This window comes from Longimicrobiales bacterium (genome assembly GCA_028823235.1).
Taxonomy (GTDB): Bacteria; Gemmatimonadota; Gemmatimonadetes; order Longimicrobiales; family Gaopeijiaceae; genus UBA2589.
Genome location: JAPKBW010000001.1, coordinates 22,421 through 35,366, shown reverse-complemented (window position 1 = coordinate 35,366; position 12,946 = coordinate 22,421). Strand labels below are relative to the sequence as shown.

Sequence of the window (12,946 nt, the reverse complement as noted above, 5' to 3'; positions counted from 1 at the left end):
CCGTCGAGATCGATGGTTCGACTAGGCCGGGATGGCGAGCATTCGCTCGACGGCAACACGAGCGCGAGCCGCGATTTCAGGAGGGATCGTCACTTCATGCTTCATGTCGCGAAGCGCGTCGCGAATACCCTCGAGAGTGATCCTCTTCATGTGCGGGCAGAGGTTGCACGGGCGCATGAATTCCGTCTCCGGAGACTCTGCGGCCACGTTGTCACTCATCGAGCACTCGGTCACCATCACGACCTGAGCAGGTCTTTTGTCTTTGACCCAGTTGATCATGCCGGCGGTCGAGCCTACATAGTCTGCTTCATCAAGGACGTCGGGTGGGCACTCCGGGTGGGCGATGATCTGGATGCCGGGGTTCAGATCCCGATATCCACGCAGTTCTTCCGCATTGAAGCGTTCGTGCACCATGCACGACCCTTCCCAAAGAATCAGGTCGACGCTGGTGTTCTGGGCGACCCACTGTCCGAGGTACTGGTCGGGCAGGAAGATCACCCGATCAACGCCGAGCGATTCGACCACCTGCACCGCGTTGCCAGACGTGCAGCAGATATCGGACTCAGCCTTCACTTCGGCGGACGTGTTCACATAGGTGACTACGGGCACCCCGGGGTACCGCTCCTTCAACAGGCGCACGTCGTCGCCGGTAATCGCGTCCGCCAGTGAGCACCCTGCTTCGAGATCCGGGATGAGGACTGTTTTCTCTTCGTTCACCATCTTGGCGGTCTCCGCCATGAAGTGAACGCCGGCCATCACGATGACCTCTGCGTCGATTTCCATCGCCATACGGGCGATCGCGAGCGAGTCGCCCTTGAAGTCGGAGACTCCATGGAAGATGTCAGGCGTCATGTAATTGTGCGCGAGAATCGCCGCCTTGCGGCGGATCTTCAGCTCCTCGATCTCTTCGATCAGCGGCCCGAGGGCCGCGATCTCAACGTCGGGAAGAATGCCGCGCAGACGCTCCGCAGGGCTGATTTTAGTTGATGTATTGCTCACAGCGCATCCGAATTCGTTATCAGACGGGCTTCAACTCTATCAAAGGCCCGTAGGAGTGCAATACACCCGACGCAATCCGAAGGTCAATTCCGTTCACACTTCCCTCAGCTGACGAGCGGGTCCTCGTACGTACCCCACTGGGCGAACCACTTCCGCAAGTACAGTTGTGTCCTCAGGAAGTTCGACGGATTCGATGTGGTACCGTGCCATTCGTTCTGGAACCGCACCATTACGGTCGGTACCCCGACATACTGAAGCGCCTGGTAGTACTCCTCGGTCTGACCCATCGGCGTCCGCAAGTCTAGCTCGCCCGTCATGAGCATCGTCGGGGTCGTGACATCGCCGACGTAGAAGATCGACGACCGGTCGATCCACTCGGTGGCATCTTCCCAGAAGGGGCTCTCGAACGTGCCTGCATAGCCGACCGCATCCGACGTACCCATAGCCGACATCCAGTTCACGATCGGGCAGTTGGCTGAGGCCGCAGTGAAACGATCGGTGTTTCCGACGATGTAAGTGGTGAGGATCCCGCCGCCCGAGCATCCGTATACGAAGAGGTTTTCTTCGTCGACATACCCCGTTTCGAGCATCTCGTCGACGCCGCGCATGAGGTCCTGCATGTCAACACCAGGGTAGTCGTGGTTGATCGCGTTTGCGAAGTCTGTTCCGTATCCGGTTGAACCTCTCGGATTCGTGTACAGAACCACAAAGTCGTTCGAAGCATGCTCCTGGAACGCGAAATTGAAGCCGCCGTTGTACATCCCATGCGGTCCGCCGTGGATGGCCAGCATGAGTGGATACTCGCGACCTGGGTCAAAATTCGGAGGCTTCACGATCCAGCCCTGAACATCGTAGGGCTCAGACTCGTACCAGATCTCCTCGACCTCGCCGAGGCTCACGCCGTGCAGGACGTCCCTGTTCACCTGTGTCAGACGAGTCGTGGTATTGGGGGCGGCCAAGTCGAAGCGATATAGGTCGCCGGGTTCGTACGCAGAGGCGATTGTGCCCACTGCCGTCCCATCGTCACTGAATGAAGAGAGCGACAACACCTGCTGGCCTGCCGTGAGCTGTCGGACGCCGCCTTCTGCCGAGACGAAATGAAGGCCGCGGTAGCCGTCGCGGCTGACGTTGAAATACAGGCCACTTCCATCGGTCGCCCATACCATGCCGCCGGACTGCCGATCGTAATCATCCGAGATGAGTTGCGAGTTCGAGCCGTCTCGATCCATGAGGTAGATGCGGGAGTTGCGGTAGGTATCATCGTGCTCGTCCCCGGCGATATACGCGATGCGCTCACCGTCGGGGGACGGCACCGCGTTTCCATCAGGGCCACGCCTGTCCGTGAGCTGTGTGATTCCCCCGCTCGCTACCGAAACCGAATAGATCTCAGACTCTCCCCAGTTCTCAGGCCGGTTCCAGTCCTCTCGGCGATAAGAGGTGAAGTACAGTTCGGATCCGTCGGGATTCCAAGAGATACCCGAGTGGTTCCAGTACCCGTAGGTCAACTGGCGGGCGGTGCCACCTTCCGCAGGTACCACGAAGACTTGCGTCCACCCGGTGTCGACATAGCCGGCGCGATCTCGCTTGTACCCAGCTCGCTCGACGATTTTGGGGTCGGGGGTCCATTTCGCTCCATCGGGCCGGTCTGGCAGCTGCACCCCCGCGAAGTCTGCTGCGTCGTCGACGCGGCTTGTGAACGCGATCCAGTTCCCGTCGGGCGACCACAGGGGGCTATCGGGGCCATTCTCGAGTCGGGTGATCTGAGACACCGCGCCCTCAGCATCCATCCATCGGACATGAAGCTGAGCCCCTCCTGGATCGCCCGGCGCGGTGTAGAGGATTCGCGTGCCGTCCGGCGACCATTGAGCGGACCCCGCGTCGAGAAGATGCCGGTTTCGTCCTCCCTCGGCGTCCATAATCCATAGAGAGCTCTCGCGCGAATCGTTCACCTTGTCCGTCCAGCTTCGAGTATAGACGATCGTTGTCCCGTCCGGGGAGATCTGGGGACTTGAGACCGACTCCATGTCCATGTAATGGTCGAGCGTCAGCCGTTGAGATTCCTGCGCAGACGCCGTTGCGATCCCGCCCGCAAGGGCCAGCCCAGTGGCCGCAGCGAAGGGGGCGGAAACGAGCGAGTTAGGACGAAACACATTCATGGTCCATCTCCTGGTTTTTCGCGCGTAGAAGGCCGCATCAATGACTCGACGGGCCGATACTCATGGGGAAGCTTAGATACGGATGTGGTCAGGGGTGCGCTAGTCAGCTATCTGCCCGGGCGAATCGCATGTCATAGACCCGACCCATGCTCAACGACAGCCCGATCACGCTACCCCGCGCGTCTCTCCGAAATCGGACGATCGTGCCTCGGCCCGTAAACGCATCGGAGTACACTGGTGTGACCGAATGGCTGTCGTTGGGCCGTTGCCAGAGGCTCAACGTTTCCGACTCGCGTCGAACTAAGATGGTCGTTTCCGCATCGTCGCTGCGATAGGTGCCGATGAAGTCATCCAGATCGCGCTCCGTCGGACTCCATGCCTCGACTCGTTCGTAGCGGCGAGCGAATGACTGGCCGTCGTCGAGCCGAAAGCCAGAGATCTGACTTCCTTCGCGCTCGAAGATGTACCTCCGGCTCGACGATCCGACCTGGAATTCTGTCGACGACAGAGGAAGCAGGGATGTCTGTCCCGATAGGAGTACACCCCGTTCTCCTAATGCCAGCCAGACGAACGTGCCGGTGACGGGCTCGCGGTAGAGGCCCTCATAGGGAGGCAGATCGAATGCTTTGGAGTTCGCCTCGTATGCTGGCGGCTCGACTTCAGCCGCGGCTCGCCCCAGAAACGCTCGAGAAATCCGTGTACCGTTTCCGCTCGTTGAAACGTTGGACGCGTTGCACAGCATTGCCACAGACAGTCCCTGTTCGGGATATCGCGCCAGGAACGCTCGGTAGCCGGCGGTAGAGCCGGTGTGGGTGACCGAGGACACGCCGGCGAATGTCCCGACTTGCAGTCCTCCGGCATAGCTGATCTGGGTCCCGTCGTTGAGACGACCCTGCTGGTGCATCAGGCGGAGGAAATCCTGGCCACCGAGTCGTCCATCGGTCAACGCCTGGTTCCAGATCCCGAGATCCCCCACCGTCGTGAGAATCCCGCCGTTCCCGTGTACGTACTCGATTGGACGATTGATCTCCCATCCGTCGTCCGTCCTGTTGTAAGCAGAACTGCGACCGGGAACGATGCGCCGATAGTCATCCCGCCACTGAGTGCTGTGCATTTCGAGAGGCTCGAAGATGCGTGTAGTAGAGAAGTCAGCGAACGACATTCCACTCACTCGATCGACGACAACCGCCAGGAGGTTGTAACCACTGTTGCTGTAGGAGTACTCGTGGCCGGGTTCGAAATTCAGAGCCGTCTGTCGACTGAGTATGTCGATCACGTCGTCATGGTCATGACTCCTCTGTTCTCGCCCCCACCCGGAGATCGATGCCACGCTGCCCCAGTCCCTGAGCCCGCTCGTATGCGTCATGAGGTGATGGAGTGTGATCGTCTGTCCGTAGTCCGGGAGTTCCGGCACGTACGTCCGAATGTCGTCGTCCAGAGTAAGCTTCCCGTCGAGAACGAGGAGGACGATGGCCGCGGCGGTGAACTGCTTGGACACAGAACCACCTTCCAGGATCGTCTCCGGCGTGTTCGCTACGGCGTGTTCGAGGTCCGCCATACCGTACGCTCGCTCAACCACCGTCTCGCCGTGTCGGGTAACTCCCACCGTGCAGCCAGGGGACATCTCTGTGTCCCAGTCCGCGAAGATCTCGTCGAGCCGAGCGGACTGCTCGGCAGACTGAGCTATGGCCTGGGATGGGGTCGCGAGCACGGCCAAAACAAGGGCCATGCCGAGTGGAGACGTAGTTCGAGAGAACATGGTCGACGGGGTTAAGGGGAGCGCTTTGTCATTCTGCGACTTGAGAGGGCAAACGAAAACCCCGCCCGGTCGGAACCGGGCGAGGTCTCATATTCTTTCGCGGCTGGTGCTCAGCGCCTAGGTGAGCCCGTTCGTATTGGACTGGACGCGCCCAAAGGCAAAATCGTTGAGTGCGAATTGTGCCTGAAAATCGCGCCATCCCCTTACGCGAATCGGGCGGAAGAAGCCTCTCGACCCCTTCCGCCCGATTCTGCCACAACTGGCCCTCGGATCGCGTAAAAGCTGCCGGACCCGAGGTGACTGGATCTACATGCCCTGCTCCTGCGTGATTGGCTGAGTCGTATCGTCTTTCAGATGGACGTCAAGGAATGCGGTCCATCGACCCCACAGGTCCAGAAGCGTGTCTCGACTTGCGGGACCGTGATCCTCATAGGGATAGAGGTACATCGAAGCGTCTTTCCCGAGCCCGTTCAGCGCGTGGAACATGCGAGGGGCATGGTTGAGCGCCGTCCCCACGTTCTGATCATTCATCCCGTGGTAGATCAGGAGCGCCCCCGTCAGGTTGTTCGCGCTGAAGAACGGCGACATCGATGTATAGACGTCCTTCGCGTCCCAGAAGACTCTACGCTCGCTCTGAAACATGAGAGGTGTCAGCGTACGGTTGAAGTTGCCGTCTCCCGCGATACCCGCTTTGAAGAAGGGCGTGTGGACCATGGCGTTCGCCGTGCTGAATGCTCCGTACGAGTGTCCGCCAATGCCCAATTTTTGACGATCGACAAGTTCCCGACGGTCCAGTTCGTCGATGACAGCCGCGAGGTTGTTCCGCAGGTCATGCTCGTAGTTGTTGTTCATGGCACCGGCGTTTCCGACGATTGGTGCATCCGGCTCGACGACGGCGTAGCCCTGCTGTACCAGGTACTGCATCGAGCGCGTCCCGTAGCTAGGGAATGCGTTCTTGTTATATGTCCGCCCCTGCTCGTCGTAGCTCTCCTGGTCTGTGAATTCTCGCGGATAGAACCAGAACATCGCCGGGAGTCGTGTGCCTTCCTGATAGCCCGGGGGCAGGGTGACGTTGACCAGAAAACGGAACCCGTCCGGCCGCTCCACGGTGAAGCGCTGACGCGGTGCCGCGGTCATCTGCGGCGTGTAGTCGATGTTCTTCGTCAACTGCGTACGCTGGCCGTCCGAGAGAAGGTGGGACTGGGCGATCTCCAATCTAGATTCCCGGGAGACCACGAAGGTCTCGGCTTCAATGTCCAGCACCGAAATCACCCGCTCGTACTGATCGGTGTTGTTCGCTTCGTATACCCGAGTCTTCTCTCCACTCCGGATCTCGATCCGATCGATGAAGTTTCGTGGGCTCTCTACCATCGGGTCTTTGTTGTACGTGTTTCCGTAGAGGTAGGCGTACTGACCGTCGGCGGATGTCTGGACGATACCGCCTGTGGCGCCGCCACTGAATCCGCCACGTCCGCCGGAAGGCACTCGCCCGCCCTCGGTGAGGAGTGTGCCCGGGTTCTCGTAGAAATCATCGGACTCGTACTCAGTCAGATCGAAGATCGCCTCCGTGTCAGACAGGTCGACTGCGTACTCCCTCACTGTGCCGGTCGCACCGCGGCCTGATGGCCGCTCTGAAATGAAGAGCATCGAGTGATCCGCCGAGTAGCGTACCGAAGACATACGCCGCTCCGCTTCGAACAGCATGATCGTACTGGACTCGTCGAAGGGTGCTGCCCACAGGACGACCCGATCGGCGCGGCCTCCGCCGCGGCTCGACTCATCTTCATCTTCGTCTGCGACCTCCTGCTGGAGGTAGGTTAGGCCTGCGCCGTCTTCCCGCCAGGCAAGTTGACGACGGTCCGGCTCCTCACCTTCTCCGCCGACACCCGGTGCCGAAGGCAGGTTGCCGTCGATACCGAGCTGGGTCTCCGCGACTTCAAGCTCGACCATCACCGTACCCACGCGATTCCAGACTTCTTCGACGTGCCCGAAGCTCCGGACTGGAACGACGTAGCTGAATGGCTTCTGCATCGTCTCTACCCGGGTGTACTCCCCAGTTGGTGAGAAATCGAAGCTCGTGATCATGCCCGGCGAACCGAGCTCGGTGACGTCACGACTGTCCACGTCGATTGCGACGAGCTGTCCGGTCGCATGCCATTCGAGCAACTCCTCGTCATATGGCGTCGCCATGAGGCTCGCGTATGTACGGAGCATGTTCTCCCCTTCGTTCGTCTGCTTCACCTGCGGCCCTGTGGGCATCCTCGAAGGGAGCGGGCGGGCAGAACGATCGTCCGGGACCAGAACTGTTGCGATTTCTTCGCTCGATCCCGTCCACTCGAACCCAGTGACCATCGTGGCCAGGACCGGGGTTCGGGTGACTTTCCGCGAATCGCCGCTTGCTGGGTCAGCGACGTAAATGTGTGTTTCCACAGGGGTATGCACGTAGTACGCGATCTGAGATCCATCTGGCGACCAGGTCGCGTTCGACACGCGGGCGCCGTCAGGCACGTCCATGCTCGTCGTGGAACCGTCTGCCGCCGATATGACATTGACGCCGATGTTCGTGCGGATTGTGAGGTTCCGATGGCGGTTCGCGGCGTAGTCGATAAATACGCCCCCGAGCTCATCGAAATCCTTCGAGAAGCGATCCATTGTCACTGGGCCATCGCCGACCTCGTGAATGAACCACCGCTTGTCGGGACTGACACTCGTCAGCGTGGCGTTCAGGTAGCGGGGAGCGAGCACCATCTCCGCGATATCCCCAGCAGGGGCCACGAAGCTCTTGTCAGCGAGCACCGCCTCGGGGTCACGCTGGCTTTGTGCCGAGAGTGGGGCCGCGAGAAGGAGGGCCAGAAGCAGGCCGGAGAACGGCCGAAGCATCCTGTTCATTCTTGAGTCTCCAATAGGGTCGAACGCACCGTACAGGGGAGACAAGGTGAGGTGCGGTCGTCTTTCTGGACAGAAGCACTTTGGCCCGCCGTCACCGGATCTCCCGTTGGGCACTGCGCACCGGCGGGTTACGTTAGGAGTCCTCAATTTTAAATGCGAAGAAAAATTATGATGACTGCTCGGATTGGTGTTGCCCTCCTCGGGGCTTCGGTGGCTTTGGCTGGATGCGAGAACGCCGCCTTGGACTCGGATGATCAGAAGGCCAGCTACGGCATCGGTCTCAACCTCGGCCGCCAGATCATTGATACCAAGGAGCGCCTCGATCGCGCCGCCTTCATGCGCGGCGTCGGTGACGCACTCGACCAGAACGAGCAGGCCCTGTCCGACGAGGTTCTCCAGCCGGTTCTGCAGGCCTTTGGGCAACAGATTCAGGCAGCGGCGGCGCAGTCCGCCGCGGCTCAGGGGACTGAAAATGCCGAAGCGGGTGCTGCCTATCAAACGGAAAACGCTGCACGTGATGGAGTTACGACCACGGCGAGTGGACTTCAATACGAGGTTTTGCGTGCCGGCGACGGTCCGATGCCCACGGCTGAGGACGATGTGCGCCTCCACTACCGTGGCAGCCTCATCGACGGCACCGAGTTCGACGCTTCGTATGAAGGCGACCCGGTTGTCTTCAATGCGGGGCGCCTGATTTCTGGCTTTACGGAAGCGCTCCTGCTTATGAATGCCGGCAGTCACTTCCGGATCGTGATTCCGTCCGAGATCGCGTACGGTCCGAACGGGTCGGGTCCGGTCATCGGTCCGAACTCGACTCTGATTTTCGAGATTGAGTTGTTCGAGGTCGTTGAGTAAGACGGTAGCTCAGACTCATGTCATTTCTCTCTCGTCTCTTTGGCGCGAAGCCCGCTTTGCGACCTGCTGGTGACATAGAGTCCCAGCTCGTGAAGCTCGAAGCCTAGGCGAGTGTGGCGCTTGCCGTCATGAATCTGCTGTCCGGAATGCTCTTCTGGCAGCCATACCATGAGAACCGGCCCGGCCCACACATGGGCCGGGCCGGTTTCGTTCGCCGAGTTCATCGCGGTCGGCTTCTACCTGTTCGAAGCCTCGGCCTTGAAGCTCTGGTAAATCGCACGGGCCTCATCGAACTGCCCGTAGACGTGGTCCTTCTCATTCTCAGATCGCCAATCTGGCCACGCCTCAGCCATCTCCTGCAGCTTGTCGATCCATGCGAGTGCGTAATCGGCAGATTCGGCCGACCGAGGCGGCGCGCCATCGACGGTCACCCAGATCGGGTTGGTCGCTGCCTGTACCCAGTTGATATCCATCGGAAAGCTGTCTTCCGGGGTTCCGTTTACCCGTACGTGGTACCAGCCGGATTCAGCTGGACGAAATGAGCGTTCGAAAGACAGAGTGGTACGGTCGCCGGTGAACGGGATGGATGCGATCACTTCACCATTGAATACGATCTCTGCACGCTCGAGCGGGGTTACCGAGTTGATCTCGAGAGAGGCGACGATTTCTTCGCCCGAAGAGAGCTCGATGGTCTCGCCCGGTATGCGGCCGTCCAGCTCGAACTCGACGAGGGCGCCGTTCGAGAAAAAGGCGTGCCCGTCCTTCATGCCGTTGAGCCAATTCTCCATGGTGAAGTCGCCATTCGGAATCTGGACGTAGGTACGAACCGACCCTAGCAGCGGTGTCGTGTGCAGATTGCTGATCGAGTCCTCTCCACCAACCAGGGTCGTCCGGATGCCGTTGTTCCACACGGCGTAGAGAGGTGGCCACCCGGTTTGTGAGGTAGACCACTCGATCGCGTCCGTGGTGGCAAGTGCCGCGTCGACGATGAAGCCCTTCGCCCCGCCCAGGTTCCCCTCCAGTGGGTCCCCGTCGTAGAACGAGTGGACATAGCCTGTCCATGCACCCTGGCGTTTCGCCTTCCTAAACATGTCCGTGTTGGACGGATACAGACTCTCGATCCCAGTCCCTTCGTAACCGGTAGTGAAGGGCGAGATGAGATGCTCGGTCATCCCGAACATGAAAACGTGTCCGTAAAAGGGTGGCCGATACTCCTGCCCGACGACAACGATGCGATCTTCGGTCGACAAAGGATGTGCGCCGCCACCCGGGCGGAAGTAGTGATAGTCAAGAATTCGGTTGTCTTTGTTCGCAATCTGCTCGAGGACGATGTCCTGGTCTTCACCTTCCGACATCATCATCAGATTCTCGAGTGAGTTGTGCATGTTGCCGCCGTAATTGGCATGCACGTGGGTCGAGCCGCTGTACCAACCTCGAGCCTCCATATCGACCAGGTACTTGAGCCGGACCGTGAGCTCCGTGGTTTGTCCTTCCTGAATGGTCACGGTCTGCTCGACCGGTATGTGCTCGAAGCCCTTCACCACGGTGAAGCTCGTCTCACCGGCGGGTAGCTCGATCGTAAACGAGCCCTCGTGGTGGAACGCGCCCATGCGTGCGCGCTGGGGCATGCGTGCGTACTCGTTCGCAGGCGCATAGAACTTCCCATCTGCCGCCGTGATGTGGACACGACTTCCGACTGGACTTCCCTCGGGGCCGAGCGTGGTCACGCTGAGGCGCCCGACGGGGTTCAGCCAACCCTGACCGGTGATGTCGACATCGATGAGTTTTCCGCCGTAGGTCTCGAGGAGCTTGAGCTGTGGAAGGCCACCGGCGTTTGCGATGAAAGCGATCCACTCGCCGTCCGGGGACCAGCGTGGGTGGAACGCGTCATAGTCGTAGAAGGTCATCTTGTACGGTTCGCCACCTGCGGTCGGCTGGACGTAAAGGTTGTTGTACTGGTCAGCCGTTCCTCGCGTGGACGAGAAAATGAAACGACGACCATCGATCGAGACATCGGGCTGCGTGCGGTAGAGTGTTTGTTCAGCCAAGACAGGGATGCGTTCGTCGAACCCATCCTCCCGTGCCGGCACTCGAAAGACGTTCCCTGATCCGAGCGCGACGTCCCGATTGGAGACCAGAAGGATCTCATCGCCATTCGGGAACCAGGCGGGGTTGATATGGATATCTTCAGAGCCGAAGTAGAGCCGGTCCCGGCCGAAGCTATTGTCTGTGGTGACGGCGACGGCCTCACCTGCCCAGTTGCCGTCCGTGACGTCGCGCAGATAGACGTTGAAGTATCCAGTGGGCTGTGTGGAGACGTAGACCACACGACTTCCGTCAGGCGAGAACGACGGATCGGCGTACACCTGCTCGTCGCCGGTCAGACTGTGTGTTTCGCCGGTTCCGAGATCGAGTACCTCGAGCCCGATGGAGTGGCCGTTGTCGTCAGCGGTGTAGATCAACCAACGGCCATCCGGGGAGTAGTCCGGGGATGAGTAGTACTTCGGCCCGGACACCAGCTCGATGGCACGTCCGGTTTCGACGTCGACGCTCCAGATCGATCCGTGCATTGAGACTGCGACACTTTCTCCGTCCGGTGCCCATGACGGCGCCCACGGTGTTGAGTTCACGGCCGGCGGCAGATAAAAGTTGTGCATGTAGTTGGCACCCATGCGTGCAGCGGGATACTCGCCGAAGCGCTCCTGGGCGACCAGCGGCCCCGCGAGAACTCCGATCGTGACTGTTACGGTGGCGAGTGTCGTCCAATTTATCTGGTGCAAGCCGTCCTCCGAGTTACGCATGTGAGCAGCGAAGCTAGACCCATCAGAGAGAGCCGCAACAAGAACCATGACTCTCAGACGGCCGCCGACTATCTTGAGAGGCGTTGAGCCCGATCCTTAGAACGAAGGACTGAAGATGTCCGTTGCACGATCTCGGCTGACGCTGCTTTCCCTGCTAGTGCTGCTGACAGCCTGCGCCTCTGCGGAGGACCGCTTGAACGACGGTATCACGCTGCAATCGCAGGGTCGATACATCGAAGCGGTCTATCGCTATGCCGAGGCTGTCGAGAAGGACCGTGAACTCGGGGAGGCCCAGGATCGACTTCTCGCCTCGGGCGACTCCGCAGTCATGGTTGCGATGGACGAAGCCGACGGGCTTGAGCGTCGCGGTGATCCCGTCCAGGCAGCAGGCCTGTATGTGACGCTTGATCAGATGCTGGCTCGGATTCGCGAGGTCGGTCGGCGCCTCGATGTGCCGGGCGACTATTCGACCATCCGGCGTGTCATCTTCGACACCGCCATCGATTGGCAAATGGTTCGCGGTGACGAAGCTGCAACGGCGGGACGATGGGACCAAGCCCAACAGTTTTACAGCAGCTCGAGGACCAGCTTTCTCCCGTCTCGTGAACAGATGGAGGAGTCGTACGATGCGGAGACTCGCGTGACCCTTCAATGGGCCGCAAACGAGCTTGAGGATCTGCGGCCGCGGTCCGCGTACGAGATCGCGCAGATGGCGCTCGAGGTTCGGTCCTCACCAGACCGTGCGACAACTCTGGCCGTGCGAGACCTCCAGGATCAGGCCTTGGTTGAGGGAACGATCGTACTCGCGGTGGCTCCGGTGGTGGCAGATCCCGGTGTGCGGGAGTGGCTTGGTGGCGAATTCGAAATGGGGCTCGACTCTGACCTTGGGCTCGATCACTGGACGCGACCTCCGATGTTCGTCGAGATGGCGGACCCAGTAACCTTGCGGAACGAGCTTCGCGGGCTCCTGCGAGGGCGGGGGATCGCCTCGCCCATGCTGCTCGGAAGGGCGGTCGAGCTGGTTGGTGCAGATCTCGGTGTGATGAGTCGTCTCCGGAGCATCCAGGTGACAGAGGAGGACGTGAGTCGCAGTGAACACCAGGCGATCGTTCCGAGAAACGTTCGTCAGGGTGCGCGACGCACCACAGTCATGGATACCGTGACCTACACTACGCTGCGAGGGACTCTGGCCTACTACATCGCCGCCGACATCATCCTCGTAGATGTATGGGGGCGTGAGGTGAACCGTTTCACGGTGTCTTCGTCACAGGCAGGTCCGTTCGAGAGAGGTGAGTTCGACGGAGATCCAGGAGTGCTCGTTCTCGAGGGTGACCGGGCGCGTTACTTCGATCCGGCGGTCATCGGTGGACAGATGGCGACAATTGAGCACGCGATGCAGGAGGAACTCGCTGTCGCGATTGCTGTGGGTACGTTCGATCAAGTCATTGCAGGAATTCGCTGACCGGAACCAGCCAGACCAGATGCCG

At 60.1% G+C, this 12,946-nt stretch carries 7 protein-coding genes; 2 read left to right on the top strand and 5 right to left on the bottom strand.

Annotation, left to right across the window (positions count from 1 at the left end):
- Positions 1-21 precede the first annotated feature (21 nt).
- The 4 genes from nadA to OSA81_00110 form a co-directional block, all read right to left on the bottom strand.
- Positions 22-999 (bottom strand): quinolinate synthase NadA, encoded by a 978-nt coding sequence (gene nadA, locus OSA81_00125; protein ID MDE0897396.1) that lies wholly within the window; start codon positions 997-999, stop codon positions 22-24.
- Between the two features lie 104 nt (positions 1,000-1,103).
- Entirely contained in the window at positions 1,104-3,155 is a 2,052-nt protein-coding gene (locus OSA81_00120; GenBank protein MDE0897395.1) for a S9 family peptidase, read from the bottom strand.
- A gap of 103 nt (positions 3,156-3,258) precedes the next feature.
- Positions 3,259-4,884 carry a serine hydrolase gene (locus OSA81_00115; GenBank protein ID MDE0897394.1) on the bottom strand — a complete coding sequence of 542 codons (1,626 nt, stop codon included), beginning with the start codon at positions 4,882-4,884 and terminating at the stop codon, positions 3,259-3,261.
- A gap of 336 nt (positions 4,885-5,220) precedes the next feature.
- Positions 5,221-7,803, bottom strand: coding sequence for a prolyl oligopeptidase family serine peptidase (locus OSA81_00110; GenBank protein MDE0897393.1), 2,583 nt, complete (start codon positions 7,801-7,803; stop codon positions 5,221-5,223).
- A gap of 153 nt (positions 7,804-7,956) precedes the next feature.
- Between OSA81_00110 and OSA81_00105 the strand changes: the two genes are divergently transcribed.
- A complete protein-coding gene (locus OSA81_00105; GenBank protein MDE0897392.1) occupies positions 7,957-8,658 on the top strand; it encodes an FKBP-type peptidyl-prolyl cis-trans isomerase in 702 nt (233 codons plus the stop codon).
- A gap of 236 nt (positions 8,659-8,894) precedes the next feature.
- Here OSA81_00105 and OSA81_00100 read toward each other — a convergent pair whose 3' ends face one another.
- On the bottom strand, positions 8,895-11,438 hold the full coding sequence (locus OSA81_00100) for a CehA/McbA family metallohydrolase (GenBank protein MDE0897391.1): 2,544 nt from the start codon (positions 11,436-11,438) through the stop codon (positions 8,895-8,897).
- A gap of 136 nt (positions 11,439-11,574) precedes the next feature.
- Between OSA81_00100 and OSA81_00095 the strand changes: the two genes are divergently transcribed.
- Positions 11,575-12,921, top strand: coding sequence for a hypothetical protein (locus tag OSA81_00095; protein MDE0897390.1), 1,347 nt, complete (start codon positions 11,575-11,577; stop codon positions 12,919-12,921).
- Positions 12,922-12,946 lie beyond the last annotated feature (25 nt).